Origin of the sequence: Microbacterium sp. SL75, assembly GCF_026625865.1 — a bacterium.
GTDB lineage: Bacteria > Actinomycetota > Actinomycetes > Actinomycetales > Microbacteriaceae > Microbacterium.
The window spans coordinates 2,151,230-2,176,630 of the sequence record NZ_CP113067.1 but is presented as its reverse complement, the minus strand read 5'-3'; the positions used below and the strand labels follow the sequence as shown (position 1 = coordinate 2,176,630).

General features: G+C 70.6%; 21 protein-coding genes. 9 read left to right on the top strand and 12 right to left on the bottom strand.

Features of this window, described 5'->3' with window-relative positions:
- Positions 1–32: 32 nt before the first annotated feature.
- Both OVA17_RS10110 and OVA17_RS10105 read right to left on the bottom strand, forming a co-directional pair.
- Positions 33–1,340: a glycosyltransferase family 87 protein gene (locus tag OVA17_RS10110; protein ID WP_267786433.1), complete on the bottom strand. Its 1,308-nt coding sequence runs from the start codon at positions 1,338–1,340 to the stop codon at positions 33–35.
- Between the two features lie 86 nt (positions 1,341–1,426).
- Positions 1,427–2,284: an ADP-dependent NAD(P)H-hydrate dehydratase gene (locus OVA17_RS10105; RefSeq protein WP_267786431.1), complete on the bottom strand. Its 858-nt coding sequence runs from the start codon at positions 2,282–2,284 to the stop codon at positions 1,427–1,429.
- Positions 2,285–2,312: 28 nt separating this feature from the next.
- Between OVA17_RS10105 and OVA17_RS10100 the strand changes: the two genes are divergently transcribed.
- Positions 2,313–3,371 (top strand): NADH:flavin oxidoreductase/NADH oxidase, encoded by a 1,059-nt coding sequence (locus tag OVA17_RS10100; protein ID WP_267786429.1) that lies wholly within the window; start codon positions 2,313–2,315, stop codon positions 3,369–3,371.
- Positions 3,372–3,732: 361 nt separating this feature from the next.
- On the opposite strand, the gene OVA17_RS10095 is transcribed toward OVA17_RS10100, so the two are convergent.
- Both OVA17_RS10095 and OVA17_RS10090 read right to left on the bottom strand, forming a co-directional pair.
- Positions 3,733–4,788 (bottom strand): hemolysin family protein, encoded by a 1,056-nt coding sequence (locus OVA17_RS10095; RefSeq protein ID WP_267786428.1) that lies wholly within the window; start codon positions 4,786–4,788, stop codon positions 3,733–3,735.
- On the bottom strand, positions 4,785–6,128 hold the full coding sequence (locus OVA17_RS10090) for a hemolysin family protein (RefSeq protein WP_267786427.1): 1,344 nt from the start codon (positions 6,126–6,128) through the stop codon (positions 4,785–4,787). Before OVA17_RS10090 ends, OVA17_RS10095 begins: the two co-directional genes overlap by 4 nt.
- A 157-nt stretch (positions 6,129–6,285) precedes the next feature.
- Here OVA17_RS10090 and OVA17_RS10085 point away from each other — a divergent pair, with 157 nt between their 5' ends.
- Positions 6,286–7,323, top strand: a complete 1,038-nt coding sequence (locus OVA17_RS10085; protein ID WP_267786425.1) for a hypothetical protein — start codon at positions 6,286–6,288, stop codon at positions 7,321–7,323.
- On the opposite strand, the gene OVA17_RS10080 is transcribed toward OVA17_RS10085, so the two are convergent.
- Entirely contained in the window at positions 7,313–8,773 is a 1,461-nt protein-coding gene (locus tag OVA17_RS10080) for a GuaB1 family IMP dehydrogenase-related protein (protein WP_267786423.1), read from the bottom strand. The two genes, OVA17_RS10085 and OVA17_RS10080, sit on opposite strands and share 11 nt — an antisense overlap.
- Positions 8,774–8,910: 137 nt before the next feature.
- Here OVA17_RS10080 and OVA17_RS10075 point away from each other — a divergent pair, with 137 nt between their 5' ends.
- The gene (locus tag OVA17_RS10075) at positions 8,911–12,603 is read left to right on the top strand and encodes a multifunctional oxoglutarate decarboxylase/oxoglutarate dehydrogenase thiamine pyrophosphate-binding subunit/dihydrolipoyllysine-residue succinyltransferase subunit (RefSeq protein WP_210072068.1); all 3,693 of its coding nucleotides are present in this window, start codon (positions 8,911–8,913) and stop codon (positions 12,601–12,603) included.
- Positions 12,604–12,792: 189 nt separating this feature from the next.
- On the opposite strand, the gene OVA17_RS10070 is transcribed toward OVA17_RS10075, so the two are convergent.
- From OVA17_RS10070 to OVA17_RS10050, 5 genes are read right to left on the bottom strand one after another with little or no spacing between them, the layout of a single operon-like run.
- Positions 12,793–14,094 (bottom strand): alpha/beta hydrolase, encoded by a 1,302-nt coding sequence (locus OVA17_RS10070; protein WP_267786421.1) that lies wholly within the window; start codon positions 14,092–14,094, stop codon positions 12,793–12,795.
- On the bottom strand, positions 14,091–16,601 hold the full coding sequence (locus tag OVA17_RS10065; RefSeq protein WP_267786419.1) for a bifunctional lysylphosphatidylglycerol flippase/synthetase MprF: 2,511 nt from the start codon (positions 16,599–16,601) through the stop codon (positions 14,091–14,093). Before OVA17_RS10065 ends, OVA17_RS10070 begins: the two co-directional genes overlap by 4 nt.
- 36 nt (positions 16,602–16,637) lie before the next feature.
- A complete protein-coding gene (locus OVA17_RS10060; RefSeq protein WP_267786417.1) occupies positions 16,638–17,939 on the bottom strand; it encodes a GNAT family N-acetyltransferase in 1,302 nt (433 codons plus the stop codon).
- Positions 17,940–17,991: 52 nt separating this feature from the next.
- On the bottom strand, positions 17,992–18,234 hold the full coding sequence (locus OVA17_RS10055; RefSeq protein ID WP_210072072.1) for a zf-HC2 domain-containing protein: 243 nt from the start codon (positions 18,232–18,234) through the stop codon (positions 17,992–17,994).
- Entirely contained in the window at positions 18,231–18,833 is a 603-nt protein-coding gene (locus OVA17_RS10050; protein WP_267789379.1) for a sigma-70 family RNA polymerase sigma factor, read from the bottom strand. The genes OVA17_RS10055 and OVA17_RS10050 overlap by 4 nt, the downstream gene beginning before the upstream one ends.
- Positions 18,834–18,945: 112 nt before the next feature.
- On the opposite strand from OVA17_RS10050, the gene aroA reads away from it, so the two are divergent.
- Genes aroA through bcp form a run of 3 tightly spaced genes read left to right on the top strand, consistent with a single transcriptional unit; the run spans position 18,946 to position 21,832 of the window.
- The gene (gene aroA / locus OVA17_RS10045; protein ID WP_267786415.1) at positions 18,946–20,283 is read left to right on the top strand and encodes a 3-phosphoshikimate 1-carboxyvinyltransferase; all 1,338 of its coding nucleotides are present in this window, start codon (positions 18,946–18,948) and stop codon (positions 20,281–20,283) included.
- Positions 20,284–20,297: 14 nt separating this feature from the next.
- Positions 20,298–21,362, top strand: coding sequence for a ribosome small subunit-dependent GTPase A (rsgA, locus tag OVA17_RS10040; RefSeq protein WP_267786413.1), 1,065 nt, complete (start codon positions 20,298–20,300; stop codon positions 21,360–21,362).
- Entirely contained in the window at positions 21,359–21,832 is a 474-nt protein-coding gene (gene bcp / locus OVA17_RS10035; protein ID WP_210072075.1) for a thioredoxin-dependent thiol peroxidase, read from the top strand. The genes rsgA and bcp overlap by 4 nt, the downstream gene beginning before the upstream one ends.
- A 65-nt stretch (positions 21,833–21,897) precedes the next feature.
- On the opposite strand, the gene OVA17_RS10030 is transcribed toward bcp, so the two are convergent.
- A complete protein-coding gene (locus OVA17_RS10030; protein ID WP_267786410.1) occupies positions 21,898–22,278 on the bottom strand; it encodes a histidine kinase in 381 nt (126 codons plus the stop codon).
- Positions 22,279–22,490: 212 nt separating this feature from the next.
- Between OVA17_RS10030 and OVA17_RS10025 the strand changes: the two genes are divergently transcribed.
- Positions 22,491–22,739: a WhiB family transcriptional regulator gene (locus tag OVA17_RS10025; protein WP_013583608.1), complete on the top strand. Its 249-nt coding sequence runs from the start codon at positions 22,491–22,493 to the stop codon at positions 22,737–22,739.
- Between the two features lie 74 nt (positions 22,740–22,813).
- On the opposite strand, the gene OVA17_RS10020 is transcribed toward OVA17_RS10025, so the two are convergent.
- The gene (locus OVA17_RS10020; RefSeq protein WP_267786405.1) at positions 22,814–24,310 is read right to left on the bottom strand and encodes a sensor histidine kinase; all 1,497 of its coding nucleotides are present in this window, start codon (positions 24,308–24,310) and stop codon (positions 22,814–22,816) included.
- Positions 24,311–24,533: 223 nt separating this feature from the next.
- Here OVA17_RS10020 and OVA17_RS10015 point away from each other — a divergent pair, with 223 nt between their 5' ends.
- Positions 24,534–24,815 (top strand): helix-turn-helix domain-containing protein, encoded by a 282-nt coding sequence (locus OVA17_RS10015; RefSeq protein ID WP_267786404.1) that lies wholly within the window; start codon positions 24,534–24,536, stop codon positions 24,813–24,815.
- Positions 24,816–24,953: 138 nt separating this feature from the next.
- Positions 24,954–25,388, top strand: coding sequence for an Rv3235 family protein (locus tag OVA17_RS10010; RefSeq protein ID WP_267786403.1), 435 nt, complete (start codon positions 24,954–24,956; stop codon positions 25,386–25,388).
- Positions 25,389–25,401 lie beyond the last annotated feature (13 nt).

Sequence of the window (25,401 nt, the reverse complement as noted above, 5' to 3'; positions counted from 1 at the left end):
CGGCCGTGTGCAGCGGAACGCTCCCGCCTCGGTCAGCGTCCGGTCGGAACCCGGGCCGGGATCGGCCGACGCCCCGTGACGATCTCGCGGAGCCCCGCGGGCGGGCGCACGCGCCCCGTGGGAACGCGCACCACGCGCACGACGGCCCACACCAGCAGAACGAGGGCGAGCAGGTTGCGCGCCTCGAGCACGAACACCGGGAAGGGGTTCGGGTGCGTCGCCATGAGCCCGTCGTACAGCAGCGGGTACATCCACTGCGTGAGGGCGGCGATCACGAGCGTCATGCCGGCGAAGGCGTACCAGCGACGGCGGTCGATCATGAGCCCGAGTACGACGGGGGCGAACAGCCACACGTAGTACTGCGGCGAGCCGACCTTGTTCAGCGCGATGAACGCGGTCACCAGCGCGAGCGTCAACGGCGGGAAGAGCGACAGGAAGGTCGCTCCTCGGCGCATCTTCGTCACCCCGACGATCGCGACGGCGACCATCGTGAGCAGCATGATCGGGGTCATGGCGGCGATGAGGGGCTCGGCGCCCGGCCCGGTCACCTGGAAGGTGAGCACGCCGCCGTCGTAGTAGACCTCGCTGCCGGGCACGTAGAACGCCGCGAGGAACATGTAGAGGCCGCCGACGGGGGCCTCCATCTGGATGCCGCGCGAGGTCTGGTCCCCGACGAATCCGAAGACGTAGGGCGCTCCGCCCAGGGCCACGACGGGGATGATCGTTGCGAGCGACACCGCGACGGCTCCCCACACCAGCGCGAGTCGGCGGCGCACGACGATGAGACCGGCGGCGAGGATCGCGGCGGGCCAGACCTTCATCCACACCGAGATCGAGAGCAGCACCGACGCCACGAACGGACGCCGCAGCATCCAGATGCTGCCGAGGATCGCGAAAGGCACCGTGATCCCGTCGATGCGGTACAGGCCCACGGGGCCGATCAGCAGGATGGCGGCGAGCCAGAACCAGGCGGCGAGAACGCGACCCGTCGAGCGGCCCTTGCCGACCAGCACGACGAAGGCGACGAGGTTGAACAGCGCCACCGTGATCACCCACGCCGGGGTGTAGCCGACGGCCCAGGCGAAGACCCAGGCGAACGTCATCGGCAGGAACGCGAGCTGCGGATAGATCCACTTCTCGGTGATGCCCGGCCAGGCCCAGGCGTCGCTGCGCGTGCACGAGGTCACATCGATGCCCCCGAAGAGGGCGCAACGCGACCAGGGTTCATACACCAGGTACACGTCGCCCATGGGTTCGTTGGGCTGCTGATACCCCAGGATCCCCACCACGACGTGCACGGCGACGAACGCGATCAACAGGGGAACGACACGCCTCAACACCGCCTCATCCTAAACGGGCGTCACTCGCGGCCCCGGACGGAGGTCGGTCGGACCCCCGCCGTCGCGCGGGCCGACGCAGCGAACCGTTACGCGATCGAGTCCCTCAGCACCGCGGCCACCACACCCGGCAGCGTCTCGGCGACGTCGAGCGCCGCGATCGGCCCCCCGTCTGATCCGCGGGCGAGGGATGCCACCCGCCCGGCCGTCCCGTGCAGCCACGCGGCGGCGGCGGCCGCGGCGGCCAGGTCCTCCACGCTGTCCCGCCCGTCGGCCACCGACCCCGCCAGCACGGCCCCGAGCACCCCGCCGAGGACATCGCCGGTGCCCGCCGTCGCGAGCCACGGCGTCCCCGTCGAGACCCGGCGCGTCCAGCCCCCGGCCGCCGCCACGATCGTGACCGCCCCTTTCGAGAGCACGACTCCCCCGAACGCCTCCGCCGTCTCGCGCGCCGCCGCCTCTCGTGCGTCGTCGTCGCGGGCGTCGACCACCGGCATCCCGAGACCGTCCCGCAACCGGTCGAGCTCTCGCGCGTGGGGCGTGACGATCACGGGGGCCGTCGCTCCCGCGACCAGGTCCAGCGCCCCGGCGTCGACGACGACGGGTACCTCTTTCGACAGGATGCCCCGCAGCGCCGCGGTCTCGGCGGCATCGCGCTCGGCGGCATCCGTTCCCGATCCCATCACCCAGGCCTGCACCCGCCCGTCGGCCGTCACGGTCTCGGGGCGCCGGTGCAGCACGAAGTCCTGGGCGCGCGCGGGTCCGAGATAGCGGACCATTCCCGTCCCGGTGCGCCACGCGGCCTCGACGCCGAGCACCGCAGCGCCCGGGTACCGGGCCGAGCCGGTTCGCAGCCCGACCACCCCGCGGGAATACTTGTCGTCCTCCGCCGTTGGCTTCCGCAGTGCGCGGGCGACATCGTGCCCGCTGAAGTCCTTCGCCGTCATGGCGTCACCCTAGAACGCAAAGGTCCTCATGAGTGCCCTCTTCACACCCCTGTCCATCCGCGGTACCGAGGTGCGCAACCGCCTCTGGGTCTCCCCGATGTGCCAGTACAGCGCGGTCGAGGGCGTCCCGAACGACTGGCACCACGTGCACCTCGCGCAGTTCGCGTCCGGCGGTGCCGGCATGGTGATCGCCGAGGCGACCGCCGTCTCGCCCGAGGGGCGCATCTCGCCCGAGGACACCGGCATCTGGACCGACGCGCAGGCCGAGGCGTGGGTCCCCATCGTCGCCGCGATCCGATCGCGCGGAGCCGTCGCCGGCGTGCAGCTCGGCCACGCGGGTCGAAAGGCCTCGACCACCTCTCCCCTCACGGGCGGCCGCGGCACGATCGCTCCCTCCGATGGCGGCTGGACCACCGTCGCTCCCTCGGCGCTGGCCTACGACACCTTCGCCGCCCCCGTCGCCCTCGACCCCGCGGGGATCGAGAAGGTCGTCGCCGACTTCGCCGACGCCACCCGCCGGGCCGTTCGGGCCGGCTTCCAGGTCGTGGAGATCCACGCCGCCCACGGCTATCTGCTGCATCAGTTCCTCTCGCCCCTCACGAACCACCGCGACGACGAGTACGGCGGATCGTTCGAGAACCGCGTGCGCCTGCTGGTCCGGGTGACCGAGGCCGTTCGCGGCGCCGCGGGGGACGCCGCCGTGTTCGTGCGCTTCTCGGCGACGGACGCCGCCGAGGGCGGCTGGGACGTCGCCGACACCGTGGCCGCCGCGCGCCTCGTCGCCGATGCGGGCGCCGACCTCATCGACGTGTCCAGCGGCGGCCTCGTCCCCGAGCAGCGCATCGTCCCCGGGCCCGGGTACCAGGTCGACTACGCCGAGACCGTCCGACGCGAGACGGGCCTGCTCGTCAGCGCGGTCGGCATGATCGACGACCCCACCTTCGGCGAGCAGATCCTCGTCGACTCTCGCGCCGACGCCATCATGTCGGGCCGCGAGTGGCTCCGCGACCCGCACTACGCGCTGCGCGCCGCCGTGGCTCTGGGTGCGGACTCCCCCGCCCCCGCGCAGTACCTCCGCGCCTACTGAGCACCGCCCCGATCCAGGTCACGTGATCTCGCGCCGTACCGCCCGCTTCAGGGGCCGGATCACGTGATCTCGCCCACAGCACGCGCCACGACGGGTGCCGAGGGCCAGGTCACGTGGACTCGCCCACAGCACGCGCCACGACGGGTGCCGAGGGCCAGGTCACGTGGACTCGCGCACCGCCGCGCCACGACGGGTGCCGAGGGCCAGGTCACGTGATCTCGCCCACAGCACGCGCCACGACGGGCGCCGTGGGCAAGGTCACGTGATCTCGCGCCGCACCGGCCGCTCGCACCCGCGCGACCTCACACGAAGACACCGGATGCCACGGAGCCCAGGCCCCGTGGCATCCGGTGCGGTGTGTTCAGGCGAAGCGGCGACGCTCCGTGGCGTCCTGCACCTCGCCGACGAGCTCCTCGATGACGTCCTCGAGGAAGAGCACGGCCTTGACATCGCCGCTGTCGTCGCGCACCTGTGCGAGGTGGCGGCCGGAGCGGCGCATCAGGGCGAGGGCGTCCTCGAGGTCGGTGGTCTCGAGCATCGACACCATGTGGTGCACGCGCTTGCTGGGGATGGGGCGAGCCATATCGGCATCCGATCCCTCCGCCGCCCGCAGGACGTCCTTGAGGTGCACGTAGCCGGTGGGGTGTCCGCTCCGGTCGACGATCACGTAGCGCGAGTAGCCGTGCTGGGCGACGGCCCGCTCGATCTCGGCCGGCGTGGTCGTCTCGGGCAGCGTCACCAGGGCGCTCACCGGCACCGCGATGTCGGCCGCCTTCTTCTCGGTGAACTCCACCACCGCGGTGACCGTCCCGGCCGAGTCGTCGAGGACTCCCTCGCGGCGCGACTGCGTCACGATCGTGGCGACCTCGTCGAGCGTGTAGGTCGAGGCGGCCTCGTCCTTCGGCTCGACGCGGAACAGTCGAAGCACGTGGTTGGCCGTCCAGTTGAGCGCCACGATGATCGGGTGGAATGCCTTCGAGACGGCCACGAGAGGGGGCGCGAGCATGAGGACGGCCCGATCCGGCAGCGAGAAGGCGAGGTTCTTCGGCACCATCTCGCCGAACACGACGTGCAGGTACGACACCACCAGCAGGGCGACGACGAAGCCGACGACGTCGACTGCGGCCTCGGGGATGCCGGTCAGGCCCAGGGGGCCGGCCAACAGGTGGTGGATCGCGGGTTCCGAGACGTTCAGGATCAGCAGGGAGCAGATGGTGATGCCCAGCTGACAGGTCGCCAGCATGAGCGTCGCGTGCTCCATCGCGTACAGCGCGGTCTTGGCCGCGCGCGAACCGCGGTCCGCGTGCGGTTCGATCTGCGAGCGCCGTGCCGAGATGACGGCGAATTCGGCACCGACGAAGAAGGCATTGGCGGCCAGCAGGACCACCAGCCAGGCAATTCCGGCCCAGTCGCTCATCGCTGGTCACCGCCCTTCGCCGCCCGCACGAGTTCGTCGACGTCCTGCTCGACCGGCGTCGGGGTGAACTGCACGCGGTCCACGCGACGACCGTCCATGCGCTGCACGGTGAGCCGGCCGTCGTCGAGGTCGACGGTGTCGCCGACGACGGGGATGCGCTCGAGCGCCGCCATGATGTACCCGCCCACCGTGTCGTAGACCTCCCCCTCGGGCACGCGCACTCCGGCGCGATCGAGGGCCTCGTCGGGGCGCAGGTCGCCCGGGAAGGTGACGAAGGCGGCCGAGCGCACGACGCCGGCGCGCGAGCGGTCGTGCTCGTCGAGCACCTCGCCCACGATCTCCTCCACGAGGTCTTCGAGGGTGACGACCCCGGCCGTTCCGCCGTACTCGTCGATGACGATGGCCATCTGATAGCCCCGCGAGCGCAGCTCCGAGACGAGGGCGTCGAGGTGAACGGTCTCGGGCACGCGCAGCGGCTCGGTCGACAGAGCGGCCACGGGCACCTCACCGCGTCTCTCGCGCGGTACCCCGATGGCGGCCTTGAGGTGGACGACGCCGACGATGTCGTCCATCGACTCGCCGTACACCGGGAAGCGGCTGTGACCCGTGCGGCGGGCGAGCTGCACCACGTCGTCGGCGGGGTCGCCCGCGGCGAGCGCGTGCACGCTCGGGCGCGGGGTCATGACGTCGGCGGCGCTGAGCCGCGCGAAGGTGAGGCTGCGATCGAGGAGCGATGCCGTGTCCTTCTCGAGCATGCCCGCGCTGGCAGACCGCTTGACGAGGCTCGACAGCTCTTCGGCCGAGCGCGCTCCCGACAGCTCCTCCTTGGGCTCGACGCCCATGGCCCGCAGCACGCCGTTGGCGCTGCCGTTGAGCACGACGATGGCGGGCTTGAACACCGCGGTGAACGCGACCTGGAACGGCATGACGAGCTTGCCCGTCTGCCGCGGGATGGCCAGGGCGAAGTTCTTAGGGACGAGCTCGCCGAGGATCATCGACAGCACCGTCGCGAAGCCGACGCCGATGATCGCGGCGATCGACACCGTGAGGGCCTCGGGCAGCCCCCACGACTGGAACACCGGGCGCAGCAGGTTCGAGATCGCCGGCTCCATCGTGTATCCGGTGAGCAGGGTCGTCAGCGTGATGCCGAGCTGGGCGCTCGACAGGTGCGTCGATGTGATGCGCAGGGCGTCGATGGTCAGCGACAACCGGGTCTCCCCGGCGGCGCGACGCGATTCGAGGTCGGCGCGGTCGAGGTTGACGAGGGCGAACTCGCTCGCGACGAAGAGTCCGGTCCCCACGGTGAGCACGAGCCCCACAACCAGCATGACGTAATCCATCAGGCATCACCCCCGCTCGATCGCTCGGCGGAAGAGGGTCGTTGGGGCCTGGGTCTACAACTGGGAGGGTCGTCCATCGTGCGGACGATTCTATTGCAGCCCCGGCCCCTCGGCATCCGTATCGTGCACCTTCCTGCGCACTGGGGAGGATGGGCGAATGGATGCCGACACCCCGGCGCAGCAGCGCGCCGCCGCCGCGGAGCACTCGGTGCTCGAGCGCTACCTCCACCGCTACGGGCCCGTCGCGTGGGCGCACGCCTCGCTCGGCGGTGGCGAGAACCCCCGGATGTGGCACTACTGGTGGCACGCGCACCTGCTCCACGTCCTCGCCGACGCCGAGACCCACCGGCCCGACGCGCGTCGGCGGCGCCTCATCCGACGCGTGGGGCGCGGGGTGGCGCTGCGCACGATCGGCCGCTGGACCACGCCCTTCTACGACGACATCGCCTGGATGGGCCTGGCCCTCGCCCGCAGCGGACGGCATCCCCGTGCGCTGCGCAGGATCGCGCGCGTCCTCGACGATGCCGTGGACCCGGGCGTGGGCGCGCTCGCCTGGAGCGTCGACAGCGAGCTGTACAACGCCCCGGCAAACGCACCGGGCGGCATGGTGCTGGCGGTCACCGGACGACGGACCGAGGCCGCCGGTCTGGCCGCGTGGATGGCATCCGTCCTCGACGATCCCGCCACCGGTCTCGTGCGCGACGGTATCGAACACGGGGTGACACGGCCCGAGCTGTGGACGTACAACCAGGGCGCCGTGATCGGTCTCGAACTGGTGCTCGGCGAGCCCGCCCTGGCCGACCCGGCCCACGAGGCGGGGTCGCACGTGGAACGCGCCCGGGCACTCGTGCGGGCGGTGGAGCGGTGGTGCTCCGCGGACGACGGCCTGTTCCCGGGTGCCGGAGGGGGCGACGGCGGACTGTTCGCCGGCATCCTGGCCCGCTATTTGGCCCAGGCCGCGCGGGATCTCGCGGAGCGAGGGGATGCCGAGGGCGACGCCCTCTCGCGCACGGCCCGGCGTCTTGTGCAACGCAACGCCGACGCCCTGTGGGAGGGGCGCCGTGACGGCCTCTTTCCGGCGGACCCGCGTCGACCCGCGCGGTCCGAGGGCGACGACCTGGACCTCTCGGTCCAGCTGGGCGCCTGGATCACGTTCGAGGCCGCGGCCGGCCTCGAACGCGTGGTCACCAGCTGACGGGCAGCGCCTTGCCCTCGTCGTAGCCCGCGGCAGACTGCAGACCGACACGCGCGCGCTCGTGGAACTCGGCGACCGTGGCCGCTCCGGCGTAGGTGAACGACGAGCGCACGCCCGAGGTGATCATGTCGAGCAGGTCTTCGAGGCCCGGGCGCTGCGGGTCGAGGTAGATCCGCGACGACGAGATCCCCTCGGCGAAGAGCTCCTTGCGGGCGCGCTCGAAGGGGTCGAGACCGCCGAAGCGCCCCTGCACGGCCTTCGTCGATGCCATGCCCCACGACTCCTTGTAGATCCGCCCGCCCGCGTCGGTGAGGAGCTCTCCGGGAGCCTCGATCGTCCCGGCGAACCACGAGCCGACCATGACGGATGCCGCGCCCGCGGCCAGCGCGAGCGCGACGTCGCGGGGATAGCGCACCCCACCGTCGGCCCAGACGTGCGCGCCGACGCTGCGCGCCGCCTCGGCGGTCTCGAGCACAGCCGAGAACTGCGGCCGACCGACGGCGGTCATCATTCGGGTCGTGCACATCGCGCCCGGTCCCACGCCCACCTTGAGGATGGTCGCCCCCGCGTCCGTGAGGTCGGCCACGCCGTCGGCGGTCACCACGTTGCCGGCGGCGATGGGGATGCCGAGGTCGAGAGCGGCGACCGCGCCGAGCGCGCGGAGCATCTGCGCCTGGTGACCGTGGGCGGTGTCGACGACGAGGACGTCGACACCGGCATCGGCCAGAGCGCGCGCCTTGGTGGCGACGTCGCCGTTCACGCCGACCGCCGCGGCCACGATGAGACGACCCCGGGCGTCCACGCCCGGTCGGTAGACGGAGGCGCGGAGGGCGCTGCGCGCGGAGAGCGTTCCGACCAGACGGTCGCCGTCGACGACCGGGACGATGTCGACGCCCGCGGCCTCGATCCGCGCGAAGACCTCGCGGGGGTCGTGCACGTCGGCCGCGTCGACGGGCTCGGCGTCGCGGCGCGCGATGTCGCCGAGAGTCGCGTCGGGCAGGGCCGTGGCCAGGCGCCCGGCGGGCACGATGCCGCGCACGTCCGAGAGGGCGACCACGCCGTCCTCCCGCGCGGTGGCCACGACGATGCCCCGGCCGGGCACGGCGGGAAGGATGCGCCGCGCGTCGGCGACGGTGGCCTCGGGCGGAAGGATCAGCGGGGTGTCCCACGCCGTCGGCTGCGCCTTGACCCACGACACGGCCTCGACGAGGTCGTCGAGGGCCATGTCCTGGGGCAGGACGCCGAGGCCGCCGCGACGCGCCAGGGTCGCCGCGAGTCGCGTACCCGTGACCGAGTTCATGTTCGCCGACACCAACGGGATGGTGGCGCCGCTGCCGTCGGCGGGGGCGAGATCCACGTCGAGGCGGCTGCGCACCTCGGAATGGCGGGGGACGAGAAAGACGTCCGAGTACGTCAGGTCGACATCGGGCTGCGCGCCGGAGAACTCCATGGCATCCACCTCACCACATCAGGGCGAGGGAAAGACCCGAAGGACGTCCAGATTCCTCGGCTAGGCTGGCACCTACGCGGCACGGCGACGTTCGCGTATCCACAGGAATCTTCATCGAGGAAAGCAGGCGATCGACTGTGTCGAGCCAGGTGACGGGCGTCGGTACTTCGAGCGAGGGCGAGTTCGGCGCGAACGAGTGGCTCGTAGACGAACTCTACGAACAGTTCAAAGTCGACAAGCACTCCGTAGACAAGGCCTGGTGGCCGATCCTGGAGGCGTACCACCCGGTCGTCGACGGGTCTTCCGCCGCCGCTCCCCCGCCCTCCGCGCCGCAGGCGTCGACGGCGTCCGAGCCCAAGCCGGTGACGGCCCCCATCCCCGTGGTCGGACAGGCACCCGTCGCCCGCACCACGGCCAAGCCGGCCAAGCCGCAGCCAATTCCCGCTCAGGCTCCGAGCGCGGTTCCCTCCGCGGCCGCCGAGAGCACCGAAGAAGACCGTGTGACGGTCCTCAAGGGGATGCCGAAGGCCCTGGCATCCAACATGGATGACTCGCTCACGGTGCCCACCGCGACGAGCGTGCGCACGATCCCGGCGAAGCTGATGATCGACAATCGCATCGTCATCAACAACCACATGTCGCGCACGCGCGGCGGCAAGGTGAGCTTCACCCACCTCATCGGGTGGGCGCTGATCCAGGCGCTCAAGGAGTTCCCGAGCCAGAACGTCTACTACGCCGAGATCGACGGCAAGCCCTCGGTGGTCGCTCCCGCGCACGTCAACCTGGGCATCGCGATCGACATGCCCAAGCCCGACGGCTCGCGCGCGCTGCTCGTGCCGAGCATCAAGCGCGCCGACACGATGACGTTCGGCGAGTTCCTCGCCTCGTACGAAGACCTCGTCCGCCGCGCGCGCAACAACAAGCTGACGCCGGCCGACTTCCAGGGCACCACGGTCTCCCTCACCAACCCCGGCGGCATCGGCACGGTCCACTCGGTCCCGCGCCTCATGCGAGGACAGGGCGCCATCATCGGCGCCGGCGCACTCGACTACCCCGCCGAGTTCATGGGTGCGAGCGAGAAGACGCTGAACGAGCTGGCGATCGGCAAGACGATCACGCTCACGAGCACCTACGACCACCGCGTCATCCAGGGTGCCGGCTCGGGCGAGTTCCTGAAGAAGGTGCACGAGCTGCTCATCGGGCAGCGCGGCTTCTACGACGACATCTTCGCCGCCCTGCGCATTCCCTACGCCCCCATCCACTGGGCGGCCGACATCAGCGTCGACATCTCGGAGCGCATCGACAAGAGCGCCCGCGTGCAGGAGCTCATCAACTCCTTCCGCGTGCGCGGCCACCTCATGGCCGACATCGACCCGCTCGAGTACGTGCAGCGCACGCACCCCGACCTCGAGATCGAATCGCACGGCCTCACGTTCTGGGACCTCGACCGCGAGTTCGTCACCGGCGGCCTCGGCAACAAGCGCGTCGCCAAGCTCCGCGACATCCTGGGCGTCCTTCGCGACTCCTACTGCCGCACCATGGGCGTCGAGTACATGCACATCCAGGACCCGGCCCAGCGCCAGTGGTTCCAGCGCAACGTCGAGGTCAAGTACACCAAGCCCGGCCACGACGAGCAGCTGCGCATCCTGTCGAAGCTGAACCAGGCCGAAGCGTTCGAGACGTTCCTGCAGACCAAGTACGTCGGCCAGAAGCGCTTCAGCCTCGAGGGCGGCGAGTCTCTCATCCCCCTGCTCGACCAGATCCTGCAGGGTGCGGCCTCGGCCGGCCTCGACGGCGCCGCGATCGGCATGGCCCACCGCGGTCGCCTGAACGTTCTCACCAACATCGCCGGCAAGACCTACGGCCACGTGTTCCGCGAGTTCGAGGGCGCCGTCGCGATCGGCAGTAAGCGCGGCTCCGGAGACGTGAAGTACCACCTCGGCACCGAGGGCACCTTCGTCGGCGACGCCGGCGACGAGCTCCCCGTGTACCTGGCGGCCAACCCCTCGCACCTCGAGACCGTCGACGGCGTGCTCGAGGGCATCGTCCGCGCCAAGCAGGATCGCAAGCCCATCGGCACGTTCTCGTGGCTGCCCATCCTCGTGCACGGCGACGCCGCGTTCGCGGGTCAGGGCGTCGTGGTCGAGACCCTGCAGATGTCGCAGCTGCGCGGCTACCGAACGGGCGGCACGATCCACGTCGTGGTCAACAACCAGGTGGGCTTCACCACCACGCCCACCGACGCCCGCACCTCGGTGTACGCCACCGATGTCGCGAAGGCCATCCAGGCGCCGATCCTGCACGTGAACGGCGACGACCCCGAGGCCGTCGTCCGCGCCGCGGAGCTCGCATTCATGTACCGCGAGGAGTTCCACCGCGACATCGTGATCGATCTCGTCTGCTACCGCCGCCGCGGTCACAACGAGGGCGACGACCCCTCGATGACCCAGCCCCTGATGACGAACCTCATCGAGGCCAAGCGCTCGGTCCGCCGTCTCTACACGGAGTCGCTCGTCGGTCGCGGTGACATCACCGAAGACGAGTACGAGCAGGCGAAGCAGGACTTCCAGAACCGCCTCGAGGTCGCCTTCGCCGATACGCACGAGGCCGAGACCGGCACGAACCCCGTCGTCACCATGGACGCGGCGGAAGAACCGGCCGTCGGCGCGCCCGAGACCACCGGCGTCTCGCGTGAAGTCGTCCAGCACATCGGCGACGCGTTCGTGAACAAGCCCGACGGCTTCACGGTGCACACCAAGCTCCAGCAGCTGCTCGAGAAGCGCCACGACATGAGCCGCAACGGCAACATCGACTGGGCCTTCGGTGAGCTGCTCGCCTTCGGCTCGGTGCTGATGGAAGGCACCCCGGTGCGTCTCGCCGGTCAGGACTCGCGCCGCGGCACCTTCGTGCAGCGTCACTCGGTGCTGCACGACCGCGACAACGGTCAGGAATGGCTGCCGCTTGCGAACCTCAGCGAGAACCAGGGGCGCTTCTGGGTCTACGACTCCCTGCTGAGCGAGTACGCCGCCATGGCGTTCGAGTACGGCTACTCGGTCGAGCGCTCCGATGCACTCGTGCTGTGGGAGGCGCAGTTCGGCGACTTCGCCAACGGCGCCCAGTCGGTCATCGATGAGTTCATCTCGTCGGCCGACCAGAAGTGGGCGCAGCAGTCGAGCGTCGTGCTGCTGCTGCCCCACGGCTACGAGGGTCAGGGACCCGACCACTCCTCGGCCCGCATCGAGCGCTACCTGCAGATGTGCGCGCAGGACAACATGATCGTCGCCCGCCCCTCGACGCCCGCGTCGTACTTCCACCTGTTGCGCCGTCAGGCCTACCAGCGCCCCCGTCGCCCCCTCGTGGTCTTCACCCCGAAGGCGATGCTGCGTCTGCGCGGCGCGACGAGCCCCGTCGAGGACTTCCTCGAGGGTCGCTTCGAGCCGGTGCTCGACGACAACCGCGGTGTCGACAAGAGCGCCGTCACGCGCGTCCTGCTGCACGCCGGAAAGATCCACTGGGACCTGCGCGCCGAGCTCGACAAGAACCCCAACCCCGAGATCGCCCTCGTGCGTCTCGAGCAGTACTACCCCGCACCGATCGAGGAACTGACCAGCGTGCTGGCGCAGTATCCGAACGCCGAGCTGGTGTGGGTTCAGGACGAGCCCGAGAACCAGGGTGCGTGGCCGTTCATCGCGCTCGAGGTCGCAGACCAGCTCGGTGGCCGCTCGATCCGTCGCATCTCGCGCGCGGCTGCGGCGTCGACCGCGACCGGTTCGCCGAAGGTGCACGCGAGCGAGCACGCCGCGATCATGAAAGAAGCGCTCGCGCGCTGACATCGAAACGCTGCGGGGCCCGATCGACATCCGTGTCGGTCGGGCCTCTCGTGTCTCACCCCCGGCCCGGGCGTACCGCCGGTCGGGGGTGAGCCGAAGACCGTTCCAGAGGGCACGGACACGCGATGCGATCAGCCGCGCGCGGATCTCGAGGTCGCGCAGTGCGGGGCCTGGACCCCGCCCGCGGGCTCAGGATGCCGGCGCAGCCAGCCCCAGCGTCGGGGCGAGGGCGGGAATGGCCCACGCCAGGCTGCCGTCCAGCGCTTCACCGGTGTGTCCGGCCCCCTCGACGATGTGCGTCAGGACGGTGAATCCCGCCGCCGCCGCCGCCTTCGAGTTCGCGAGCTGTCCCGGCCCGTAGGTCTTGTCTTCGCTCCCCCACGTGAAGATGGCGGTATGGCCGGCGTACGAGCCGGGCGCCGCCGCCGCCATGATCACCGCGGGCTTGTTGGCCTGGAAGGCACCCGCGTTCCCGTTGTAGACGTCTTTCACGGTCTGGTCGACGTGCTCGGACCCGGGGAACTCGTTGCCCATCACGTCGAGCATCTGCCCCCAGGTGTCGGGGTACTTCGCCCCGTAGTACGCCGCGCACGAACCGCCGTTCGAGAACCCGCCGATGACCCAGTATCGGTGGTCCTTGATGATGTTGAGGTTGTTCTGGGCCCACTGCGGCACGAGCTGGTTGATGTACGTCGCGACGGCGCCGTACTTGCTGGAGTCGACGCACGTGGGGTCGCGGTCCGGAGCAGTCAGCTGATCGACGACGATCGCAATCGGCGCGAGACCCTTGTTCTTCGCGGCGAAGGCGTCGAGCGCCTTGGCCAATGCCGTCGGGTCGGGCGACCCGGGCTGGCCCATCATGAACACCAGCAGCGGGAGAGCCGGGGGGTTGGCGACCTGCGCCGCCGGCGGAAGATAGAGCGAGGCATCGCGCGCGGCGTACTGTCCGGTGGGGATCTTCGTGCTCCCCGTGAGAGCACTGACCGACCCCTTGGCGGGCATATCCGCCGGAGGCTCCCACGTCTGGTACAGCGTGGCGGGATCCCCCACCACCGCGTCCTGCGGAGGAAGCGAAGCGGGGTCGAGGGCCTGCACCCCGAGGATCGCGGCGAGATTGTGCGTGACGCCGTAGGAGGTGTTCACCCCCAGGATGCCGGCGAGGAGCGAGGCGATGACGGTGACGACGCCGAAGACACGACGCGGCCACGGAGCACGGAAGATCCCGACGACGCCGACGGCGACTGCGGCCACCGCTCCCGACGCCCACCAGATCGCAGCCCCCGGAAGCGGCCCCTGGAAGGTGTCCATCGCCTCGAGGATCTTCGCCGTGACGAACATGACCACCCCGACGGCGGCACCGATCACGAGGGTGCCGATGACTCGACGAGGACGCCAGACGACCACGGCCACCAGGCCCAGGACGGCGACGATGGCGCTGATGAGCAACAGGGGGCTGTCGATCAGCTCGAACGAAAGAATGAACTTGTTCACCGACGGCCCTCCCAGGCGGTTCGAGCGAGTGCCACCATCTCTCGGCGTGAGGCATCGGGCAGGTACGCACGCCCCACCGCGGCGCCGATCGCGGGGAGCTCGAGGGGATCGCGGTACGCCAGCGCCAGGGGCCGGTAACGCGGCCGGAACTTCCCCTTGAAGCGGAACAGCGAGGCGAACCCATAGGCGGGTTCGAGCACCTCGGCGAGCCAGCGAAGCAGCGCACGCAGGGGGGCCGGGTCACCGTCGACGGCTTCGTCGGGGTCGTCGGCGAGAGGGGCTCCCGACAGGCTGAGGACCGTCGCGCCCTCTTCCTGCAGCGCCAGCGCGGCCTTGGCGATGAGGAACTCCATCATGCCGTTCGGCCCATCGGTACGCCGTCGCATGAAGTCGAGCGTCCACCCCGTGATCTCGCCCGCCGTCCAGGAGGGCATCCAGCTCGTGACCGCCTCGATCCGCTCGTCCGGGCCTACCGCGAGCAGCAGACGGACATCGCGGTCGCGCAGCTCGTCGAGAGAGCCCAGGGTGAATCCCATCTCGGGGAGGGCTCGGTCGGCGACCCACTCCTCGTCGATCGCGACGACCTGCGAGGCCTGACCGACACTCAGCTCGTGCCACCGCGACCAGACGGCGGTGTACCCCTCGCGTTCGGCGCGGGTGAGAGGCTGGCGCACCTTCTGCCAGGACTTGCCGGCGAAAGTGAGGCCGGGCAGGTCCATCACCGTCTCGACCCCGACCGGAACGTGCCTCCAGCCGAGGGCGACCAGGGCCTCGAGGGTGTCCCCGTGGACGCTGTAGAACGCCGGCGTCCAGCCGTGCTCGACGCAGTAGTCCGTGAACCCCTGCAACGCCTCGGCACGCCGGCCCTCGGGGACGAGGGGATCGCCGACGGCCAGGGCCACGTCCCCGCTCAGCCGGTACGCGACCGCGCACTCGCGGTCATCGGAGTACCAGTGGAGGTTGCCGGCCCAGGTGCCCAGGAAGCCGAGGGTGTCGCTCCCCCGTCGCAGCAGGTCGCGGTAGTGACCGTCGTCGACGGTCGCGGGGCGGCGCGAGCGGCGGTAGAGCCACAGGATCGCGGCGACCACGATCGCCCAGAACAGCACGCCGATCCACTGGTAGGCGAACAGAGCCGGTCCGCTGTGCGGGAACGCCGTCGAGCCGCCCGGGTGGGTGAAGGCGGGAGGGAGGAAACGGCGCAGCGTCAGACCGAGCAGATCGAAGATCGACACGTCGCGGTCGAAAGCGCGATGACCGATGGCCTCGACGACGAACAGCGTCGTCGCGCAGGCGAGGAAGGCGAGCGAGACCACGGCTGCGACGACCCGCGCCGCGCGACGGGTCGCACGCACCGAGAACCGGGCACGCACGACGGCGAGCGCCGCGGCGAGCGCGAGAGGGATGATGATCGTCGCGATCGCCCACAGCACGTACTCCGCCCCGCTGCCGTCGACCCAGGGGTCGATCCGCAGGCGCCCGTCGAGAAGAGAGACGACGGGGAGGACCGCGGATGCCACGAGGACGAACTCCGCGACGATCCACGCCGAGCGTCGTCCCTGCCGGAGGCCCCACGCGGCCACCAGCAGCAGGACCAGGGGCACGATCGCGAGAAGGGCAGGGCCCGCTCCCCGGGTCATCAGGAGCGCGATCTGCTCGTCGCACACCGATGAGGCGACCTTGCCGCACTGGGACAGCAGCTCGTCGTCGTACTGCGTGTACGCGTCGACCACGAGCGAGAGAGGACCGCGGCCTCCGCCGCTGACGAGGGCGACGATCGGTCCGCTGCCCACGACCGCCACCAGCAGAGCCAGAAGGGTGCGCGTCTCGCGCGTCGAGCTGCGGTGCCACGAACGCCGCTCCCGGCCGCGCGCGAGGAGCGCACCGACGATCAGTCCGATGACCGCGGCCGAGAGCCGGTACCAGGAATCGGCGTCACCCGCGTAGAGCGCGAACAGGGCCAGGAGGGCGAAGCCCACCAGACGCAGACGACGACGCCACAGCGTCGGCGCGAAGGCCGACCCCGCCATGACGGCTCCGGCGATCGCGGTGGTCGGGTCGAGCACGGGCACTTCGGCGGCGACGACCGGGCGCAGGTCGGTGATGGTCCAGGCCGCCGCGTGCAGACCGATGCCCACGACCAGGCCGCTCAACCCGATGGCCACCAGGAAGACGCTCGTACGCCGTGATCCGACCAGACGCTCGACGTAGGCCAGAGCGGTCAGGGCGAGCAGCACCGACGAGAGGGCGTCGATCGTGGAGTCCGGGACCACCAGTGCGGTCACGAGCGTCCACCACCGGCCGCTTCCGAAGGTGGCCAGCGGCCCCGCTCCCCAGACGAGGGCGTCCTCGCCCCAGAGCGATCCCGTCGTCGCCGCCGCCGCGACGACCACCACGGACACGACGATCGCCACGGGGTTGTGCGACACGTAGCGGCGAAGCGCGACAGCGAGAGCCGTCAGGCGCGACGGTGAGCGTTCGGCGACCGGAGGAGCGACGGATTCGGACATCGGCGAAATCGTATTGCCAATTCCTATGAGAAGCCGTCAGTACCAGATGTCGAGCAGCGGGGTGACCTCGGGGGCGAAGACGCGGTCGAGGGATGCCAGGACGTCGGCGTCGCCGTGCACGAGACCCGCGAGCGCGAGCTCGGCCGAACGGACCCCGCCGAGAAGGAGCGAGCTGAGGGCACCGACGGTGAGCTCGACGTCGACCGGCCGGTCGCTCGCGGGCACGACCTCCGCCTCGCCGTCCGCCGTGATGCGCAGGTTCCACGTGCCCTCGGCGAAGCCGAGCGGGTCGGCGACGCGCAGGACCACGTCGAGACCGGCCGCGTACCGGCGCGAGGCCAGCGCCCCGGGGACGTCGAGGATGCGCAACCAGTGATGGTCGGTGAGCGTCGCCGTCACCGCGCGGCGGTCGGCGACCATCCACTGCACGGGAGGCACGGCCGGCTGCAGCCACGCCTTCACCCGACCGACGAGGTCGTGCTCGAGCGCGAACCGCCACAGGGCGGCCGAGGCCTCGCCGTCGACGGCGAAGATCGCGCGCACCTCGAGATCGTGTGCGGAGAAGTCGTCGCGCTCGTCGATCACGTAGACGAGGATCCCCGTCTCGTCACCGTCGGCGGTGCGGTACGAGACGGCGCGCACCTTCTCGCCGGACTTGTCGCCCGGCGCGAGACCGGCCACGCCACGCCACCGGCCATCCCACCCGGGGACGGACCCGGGACGCTGGAGGCGCACGCGCTCGTGCACAGCGCTCAGACGATCCGCCACCGCCTCACGCGGGACGAAGTCGAGACGCCCGGGGGACGACGGGCCGATCCAGCGGGCACGACCCGTGTCGACCTCGACATCCGAGGCCCACGCGGCGGGAGAGAACCCCCAGCGCCCGTAGATCGTGGCCTCGGTGACGGTGAGACCAGCGATGGCGAAGCCCGCCGCCGCTGCCGTGCGCAGCTCGCCGCCGATCATCGCGCGGGCGATACCCCGCCGGCGATGCGTCGCCGCGACCGTGACGGCGCTGATCGACCACAGCGGCGTCGTGCGCCCGGGCGACGTCGTGAGCTCCGACGCCCACGAGTCGATCGTGCCGACGGGCACCTCGGGCTCGACGCCCCGGCGGTCGTAGACCGCCGTGAGACGGCGGGTCCGCAGGGTCGTGCGCGCGTTCTCGGCCTCGTCGTCTGTCGACTCCCCGCCCAGGAAGCCCCGGGCCACCGCGCGCTGGAAGGGACGGAACCCCTCTCCCTCGGCATCCACACGCGCGTACTCCAAGCCGGAGGCGGCGAGGTCGGCGGCGGAGGTCTGGTCGAGGGGCAGCGTCAAGGTGTCGGTGGATGCCATGACCCCAGCCTAGGGATCACCTCCGACACCCGCCGGGCCGGCGCGGGTGCCGTCAGTGCGTCGCCTGAATGGCGCGAAGGCGCGAGAGCACCTGATCGCGGAGTTCGTCGGGAGCCGTCTCTTTGCACGCACGGGCGACCACCTCGGTCAGCGTGCGCGCCACGAGGGCCTCGTCCTGGCATCCGGGACAGTTCTCGAGGTGCTCGCGGATATCGGTGTGCTGGGTCTTGCAGACCTCGTTGCGGAGGTATTCCTCGAGGTCGCGTCGCGCCTCGTCGCAGCCGCAGTCGCTCATTTCTTCTCTCCCGTCGCGGCCTGGATGCCGCGCTCCTTGGCGTAATCCGACAGCAGGTCGCGCAGCAGCCGCCGGCCGCGGTGCAGACGGCTCATGACCGTACCGATCGGGGTTTTCATGATGTCGGCGATCTCCTGGTAGGCGAAGCCCTCGACGTCGGCGAGGTACACCGCCATCCGGAAATCCTCGGGGATCGACTGCAGCGCGTCCTTGACGACGGATGCCGGCATGTGGTCGATCGCTTCGGCCTCGGCCGAACGGGCGCTGCTCGCGGTGGTCGACTCGGCTCCGCCGAGCTGCCAGTCCTCGAGGTCGTCGATCGCACTCTGGTACGGCTCGCGCTGCTTCTTTCGATACGTGTTGATGTACGTGTTCGTCAGGATGCGGTAGAGCCACGCCTTGAGGTTCGTGCCCTGCGTGAACGTGGCCCACGAGCCGAAGGCCTTCACGAAGGTCTCCTGCACGAGATCGGCCGCGTCGGCCGGATTGCGCGTCATGCGCATGGCTGCGGCGTACAGCTGATCCATGAAGGGCAGAGCCTGCTCTTCGAACTGTTCGCGGGGCTCCACCTGCGGGCCGGCGTCTGCGGTGTCGTTCATCGCGCGCCAGTCTACGTCGGGCATGTCGACGGCCACCGGGATGGCCTGCGGCAAGCGGTCGCGTTCGAGAAGTGCGGTCACGTGTCCTCCCCTTTCAGTAGGCTAGGAACCGATGTCTCCCCTCGGGTATTCCCCTTCCGCCGCCAGTCCCCGCGGTGAGTGGGACGCGCCCGTCTCCGACGGACCCGTGAATGCCACGGTCACCGTGCCCGGGTCCAAGTCGTTGACCAATCGAGAGCTGATCCTCGCTGCCATCGCGGACGGCCCCGGCACGTTGCACGGCCCCCTGCACTCCGACGACTCCGCACGCATGGTCGACGCGCTGCGCGTGCTCGGCGTCGGGATCGACGAGATCGACACCGGCTCCCCTTTCGGCCCCGACCTGCTGGTGACGCCCCCCTCCTCTTTCGCGGGCGACGGCACGATCGACTGCGGGCAGGCGGGAACCGTCATGCGGTTCATCGCTCCAGTGGCCGGCTTCGCCCGGGGCGACGTGCGCGTCACCGCCCATGAGAGCGCATTGCACCGCCCCATGGGGGCGATGATCCACGCCCTGCGCGACGTGGGCGTCGACATCGACGACGGCGGCCACTGGGCGCTCCCCTTCTCGGTCCGCGGGCACGGACACGTGCGAGGCGGCGAGGTCGAGATCGACGCGAGCCAGTCGAGCCAGTTCGTCTCGGGCCTTCTTCTCGCGGCCGCGCGTTTCGACGTCGGACTCCACCTCCGCCACGTCGGCTCGCGCCTGCCGAGCATCCCGCACATCGACATGACCGTCGAGGCCCTCGCCCACCGTGCCGTGCACGTCGAACGTCCCGCACCCGGCGAGTGGGTCGTGCCCGCGGGACCCGTGCGCGCGAAAGACGTGGCGATCGAACCCGACCTCTCCAACGCCTCCCCGTTCCTCGCCGCCGCGATGGTCACGGGCGGCTCGGTCACCGTCACGGGCTGGCCCCTGCACAGCACGCAGCCGGGTGCCCTCCTCGTCGACATCCTCGCCGAGATGGGAGCCCGCGTCAGTCGCCGCGGCGGAGCCCTCACCGTGGCCGCCGGCGATGACGGCATCCTGGGCGTCGAACTCGACCTGTCGGCGGCGGGCGAACTCGCCCCCACTCTCTTCGGCCTGGCCGCCTTCGCGGACGGGCCGACCACGCTGCACGGCATCGGCCACATCCGCGGCCACGAGACCGACCGCATCGCGGCCCTCGTCGGCAACCTGCGCTCGCTCGGCGGCGAGGCGCACGAGCTCGAAGACGGCATCCGCATCGTCCCGCGGCCGCTGACCGGCGGTGAGTGGAAAGCGCACCACGACCACCGCTTGGCCACCACCGGCGCCCTGATCGGGCTTCGCGTGCCCGGCGTGCGCATCGACGACATCGGTACGACCGCCAAGACGCTCCCCCAGTTCGCGGGCCTGTGGCAGAGCATGCTCGACGACTCGCGCCCGTGAACGGGGACTGACGCGTGAGCTGGCTCGACGATCCCGACGACGACGAAGACGACCTCCGGTACGACGAGTCGTCCATCCGGGTGCGTCCCAACCCGAAGGCGAACAGGCCCCGCACCAAGCGACGCCCCGCCCACGCCGACGCGCAGATCGCCCGTGTGCTCGGAGTCGACCGCGGCCGGTACACGGTGCTCGTCGACGAAGACGGCCCCGACGAGCGCCGGGTGCTGGCCACCCGCGCCCGCGAGCTCCGCAAGCAGCCCATCGTCAACGGCGACCGCGCCCGCGTCGTCGGCGACCTCTCGGGCGACGAGGGCACTCTCGGGCGCATCATCGGCCTCGAGGAGCGCACGTCTCTGCTGCGTCGGAGCGCCGACGACACCGACCAGGTCGAGCGCGTGATCGTCGCCAACGCCGATCAGATGCTCGTCGTGGTCGCCGCGGCCGACCCCGAGCCCCGCGCCCGTCTCGTCGACCGTTATCTGGTCGCGGCGTTGGATGCCGGCATCCGCCCCCTGCTCGTCGTCACCAAGACCGACCTGGCCGACCCGACCGAGTTCCTCGCGCACTTCGTCGGACTCGACCTGCGGGTGTTCACCAGCGCCCAGGGCGAGATGCCCCTCGACGAGATCGGCGAGGCGCTCGTCGGCCACTCGACCGTGTTCGTCGGGCACTCGGGCGTCGGTAAGTCGACCCTGGTCAACGCGCTCACCGGCTCGGAGCGCGCGATCGGGCACGTCAACACCGTCACCGGTCGCGGCCGCCACACCTCGTCGTCAGCGGTGTCGCTGCGCTACCGCGGCCGCGACGGCTCGGGCTGGGTCATCGACACCCCGGGCGTGCGATCTTTCGGGCTGGGCCACGTCGACCCCGCCCACGTGCTCGGCGCCTTCACGGATCTGGCCGAGGTCGCCGAGGAGTGCCCGCGCGGCTGCACCCACCTCCCCGATGCCCCCGACTGCGCGATCATCGAGGCGGTGGAGTCCGGACGCCTCGGACCCGGAGCCGCCGCCCGGCTCGACTCGCTGCAGCGGCTGCTCACGACGTTCCAGGGCATCGAGCGTTCTAGGCTGGAGGGGTGACGAACCTCGAAAAGGGCGATATCGCCCCCGACTTCACCCTCCTCGACCAGGACGAACACCCCGTCTCGCTGGGCGACTTCCGCGGCCGCCGCGTGATCCTCTACTTCTACCCCGCGGCCCAGACCCCGGGGTGCACCACCCAGGCCTGCGACTTCCGCGACAGCCTGGCCTCGCTGCAGGGCGCCGGCTACACGGTGCTCGGCATCTCGCGCGACCTGCCCGAGAAGCTGCGCGCCTTCCGCGACAGCGACGCGCTGACGTTCCCGCTCCTCAGCGACGCCGACCACGCCGTCCACGAGGCCTACGGCGCCTGGGGCGAGAAGCAGAACTACGGGAAGACGATCACCGGCGTGCTGCGGTCCACGTTCGTCGTCGACGAGGAGGGCAAGATCCTCGAGGCGATGTACAACGTCAAGGCCACCGGCCACGTGGCGCGTCTGCGCAAGAACCTGGGGCTGGCCGCAGCCTGACCTGCGACGACCACGACCCCGCCCCGCGACAGCGGTAGGCGGGGTCTTCTCGTGAGGGCGACGCGTCAGTCGTCGTCGCGGCGGCGCGGAGCCGCCGCGCGCACCGCCAGGGCGAGCAGCACCAGGCCGACGACAGCGGGGACCGCGATCAGCACGGCGATCCCGGGAGACGCCCACTCCCCCGTGACGGCGCCGATGGCCACCGACAGGATCAGCAGTTGCGTCACGATCCCGCCCGATCGGCCGGCGGAGACGTCGCGAGCGGTCGCGACGCCGAACGCGCCGACGATGGCCGCGCCGATCACGGTGAGCACGATGAGGGCGATCGAGCTGACCGCCGAGTCGGTGTCTCCGCCGATGAGGGCGACCGTCTGCCAGCCCGCGAGGGCCAGGATGCCGACACTCTCGAGCCCCAGGAGAGCTGCGGCCGCAAGACGAATCGGCATCAGGAAAGCCTCCCCGGCGGGCGCACCTGCGCCGTTACGATCTGGAAACCTACCGGTTACCTCTTGATCAGGCGGAATCGCTATGGGAGCATGGAACAAGCCGTGTGCTCCCACAGCGAAGTGGGGCGAGCAATCGCTCGCGTTCCCACCAGGGTACCGGACCCGAATCCCGGTGCCGAATCGACCAATTTTCTGTAACAAGGAGCACCCCCATGGATTGGCGCGACAAAGCAGCCTGCCTGACCGTCGACCCCGAGCTGTTCTTCCCGGTCGGCAACACCGGCCCCGCGGTCGACCAGATCGAGAAGGCCAAGTCGGTCTGTGCACGCTGCACCGTTACCGAGGTCTGCCTGCAGTACGCCCTCGAGTCCGGTCAGGACTCGGGCGTCTGGGGCGGTCTGAGCGAAGACGAGCGCCGCGCGCTCAAGCGCCGCGCTGCTCGCGCCCGCCGCGCCTCCTGACCACAGTCACGCGAAGAAGCCCGCCCCTCTCGGGGCGGGCTTCTTCGCGTTGTCGAGGTGGAGGGATCGGCGCGTCAGGCCGCGGAGCCGCCGATATAGCGCAGCGGGATCTCGATCGTGACCTCGGTGCCGCTGCCCATCAACGTGTGCCAGTCGATCGTGCCACCGAGTTCGCCCTGGATGAGCGTGCGGACGATCTGCGTGCCGAGCCCCCGGCCGACCTGCCCCTCGGGCAGGCCGACGCCGGTGTCGCGCACGCTGACCTCGAGCATTTCGCCGCTGCGCTCGGCCGCGATCTCGACATCGCCCTCCTGCCCGGCGAGGCCGTGCTCGACGGCGTTGGTCACGAGCTCGGTGAGGGCCAGGGCGAGGGGCGTGGCGAACTGGCTGGGGAGCGTTCCGAACTTGCCCGTGGTCCGCGTGCGAGCGCGGGTGTTCGGGGCCGCGGCCACCTCGGCGACGAGCTTGAGCACGCGAGCGAAGACGTCGTCGAAATCGACGTTCTGCGCGAGACCCTCGGAGAGGGTGTCGTGCACCACCGCGATCGCCGAGACACGGCGCATGGCCTGCGTGAGGGCATCGCGCGCCTCGTCGGAGTGCGTGCGGCGCGCCTGGATGCGCAGCAGCGAGGCGACCGTCTGCAGGTTGTTCTTGACGCGGTGGTGGATCTCGCGGATCGTCGCGTCCTTGGTGATGAGCTCCTGCTCCTGGTGGCGGATCTCGGTGACATCGCGGCTGAGCACGATCGCGCCGATGCGCGTGCCGCGGTCGCGCAGCGGAATGGTGCGCAGTGACACCTGCACACCGCGCGCCTCCATGTCGGCTCGCCAGGGAGCGCGGCCGCTCACCACGACGGGGAGCGACTCGTCGACGTCCTGGCGCTTCGCGGGAAGGATCCGAGCGGTCACCTCGGCCAGCGACTCGCCCTCGAGCTCGTCGTCGAAGCCCATGCGGTTGAAGGCCGAGAGCGCGTTGGGGCTCGCGAAAGTGGTGATGCCGTCGACGTCGAGGCGGATGAGTCCGTCGGAGGCGCGGGGAGCACCGCGTCGCGGAGCGGTGGGAGCCGAGAGGTCGGGGAACTCGGCCGAGGCGATCATTCCGAACACGTCGTCCGCGCAGTCGTTGAACGTGATCTGCTGCCGCGACGGGGTGCGCGTCTCGCCGAGGTTGGTGTGGCGGGTCAGCACACCCACCGTCGTGACCGCGTACCCCTCGCGCGAGAGCTCGCGCACGATCGGTACCGCACGCACGCGAGTGGGCGTCTCTTCGAACCAGTCGGGGGATGCCGAGTCGACGATGCGACCGCTCTGGAAAGCCTCGCGCACCTGGGTACGCCACTGCGGACGCACGCGGTCGCCGACGATGTCGCGGTAGAACAGCGTCGCCGCTCCCCCGGGCCGCGTGTGGGCGACAGCGACGAAGGATTCGTCGGGGGTGGGGACCCAGATGACGATGTCGGCGAACGCCAGGTCGGCCAGCAGCTGCCCGTCGCCCGCCAGCCGGTGCAGCCACTCGACGTCCGCCTCGCTGGAGCGGCCCTGGGCGTAGACGAGTTCACTGAGTGTCGACACCCCTCCACCCTACGGGGAGCCCTCGTCTCGGGCAGCCGTCGCGGGCTCGTTCCCGACGAGGGGTGAGGATCCGGGCGAATTTCGAGGCGACGGAAACAGGTCAGGGGGCTACCGCACAGACGATAAGTCCCCTGCCGTTGCGGGCATTCTGCCGGCCTCGGGACGACTGGCGGGGTGGCGGGTGACTTCTCCGCGTCCCCAGGACGGTGGACATAATGACCGCATGACGGAAAGGGACTCACCCAGAGGACGATTTGCGGCGCCGGACGCCGTCGCCGAAATACTCGGGATCACGCATGCAGACGTGCGATCTCTGATCCGCGAAGGACGACTCCGGGGTCTCCCGGTGGGGTCTCCCCCGCGGTGGCGGATCGACCTCGACAGCGTCGACGATTATCTCGACGAGCAGGCCGAACTCACGCGTCGCGCGGCCCTGTGGCAGCAGTCGCAAGCGGCCAGCTTCCCGGAGCTGTGGGGGCGCGGCGCGGTCCGTCACGACGACTGATCACCCGCTCCTCCCCGATCTCACCCCGCGGGCGAGTAATCCACAGCCACAGCGAATGCCCCACCGGGTGTGCGTGTCCACGCCTACTGTCGGCGTCATCCCCGCCCGCTGGACGCACGACCGACAGATTGAGGATCCATGCCCGAAGCAGCCCGGCGACCCGAGGACGCACGATGTGCGCCGCAGAACGCGTGCGACCTGAACGCCCTCGGGACCAATCCGTCCCCGGAGACTCCCTCGCCGGTCGAGGTGTTCGTCGGCAACATGGTGCGCGGCATCCTCGAGGTGGTCGCCGGCGTCCGAGACCCGGAGCAGTTGGCCCGGTGGATGTCGGAGGAGGTCTATCGAGCCCTGCTCACGCGCACGAGCCTGGCCACGCGAGCGCGCAGCGCTCGACGCGTGCAGGTGTACCGCGTCATGCACGAGATCCGAAGCGTGCGCCTGTTCTCCCCGCGAGACGGCGCGATCGAAGCCACGGTCGTCGTGTCAGGCCGCATGCGCACCCGAGCGGTGGCCCTGCGCCTCGAGTCCCTCGAACGGCGATGGCGCATCACGGCGCTCAGCCTGCTGTGACGCGTGCGATCAC

Bases quoted from the DNA above. Each gene is read 5' to 3' on its own strand.
- OVA17_RS10015 (WP_267786404.1), top strand. From the start codon at position 24,534: ATGACGGAAAGGGACTCACCCAGAGGACGATTTGCGGCGCCGGACGCC.
- OVA17_RS10010 (WP_267786403.1), top strand. From the start codon at position 24,954: ATGCCCGAAGCAGCCCGGCGACCCGAGGACGCACGATGTGCGCCGCAG.
- OVA17_RS10065 (WP_267786419.1), bottom strand. From the start codon at position 16,601: ATGTCCGAATCCGTCGCTCCTCCGGTCGCCGAACGCTCACCGTCGCGC.
- aroA (WP_267786415.1), top strand. From the start codon at position 18,946: ATGTCTCCCCTCGGGTATTCCCCTTCCGCCGCCAGTCCCCGCGGTGAG.
- OVA17_RS10055 (WP_210072072.1), bottom strand. From the start codon at position 18,234: ATGAGCGACTGCGGCTGCGACGAGGCGCGACGCGACCTCGAGGAATAC.
- OVA17_RS10025 (WP_013583608.1), top strand. From the start codon at position 22,491: ATGGATTGGCGCGACAAAGCAGCCTGCCTGACCGTCGACCCCGAGCTG.
- OVA17_RS10060 (WP_267786417.1), bottom strand. From the start codon at position 17,939: ATGGCATCCACCGACACCTTGACGCTGCCCCTCGACCAGACCTCCGCC.
- OVA17_RS10085 (WP_267786425.1), top strand. From the start codon at position 6,286: ATGGATGCCGACACCCCGGCGCAGCAGCGCGCCGCCGCCGCGGAGCAC.
- OVA17_RS10100 (WP_267786429.1), top strand. From the start codon at position 2,313: ATGAGTGCCCTCTTCACACCCCTGTCCATCCGCGGTACCGAGGTGCGC.
- OVA17_RS10090 (WP_267786427.1), bottom strand. From the start codon at position 6,128: ATGGATTACGTCATGCTGGTTGTGGGGCTCGTGCTCACCGTGGGGACC.
- OVA17_RS10050 (WP_267789379.1), bottom strand. From the start codon at position 18,833: ATGAACGACACCGCAGACGCCGGCCCGCAGGTGGAGCCCCGCGAACAG.
- OVA17_RS10030 (WP_267786410.1), bottom strand. From the start codon at position 22,278: ATGCCGATTCGTCTTGCGGCCGCAGCTCTCCTGGGGCTCGAGAGTGTC.
- OVA17_RS10095 (WP_267786428.1), bottom strand. From the start codon at position 4,788: ATGAGCGACTGGGCCGGAATTGCCTGGCTGGTGGTCCTGCTGGCCGCC.
- OVA17_RS10080 (WP_267786423.1), bottom strand. From the start codon at position 8,773: ATGGAGTTCTCCGGCGCGCAGCCCGATGTCGACCTGACGTACTCGGAC.
- OVA17_RS10105 (WP_267786431.1), bottom strand. From the start codon at position 2,284: ATGACGGCGAAGGACTTCAGCGGGCACGATGTCGCCCGCGCACTGCGG.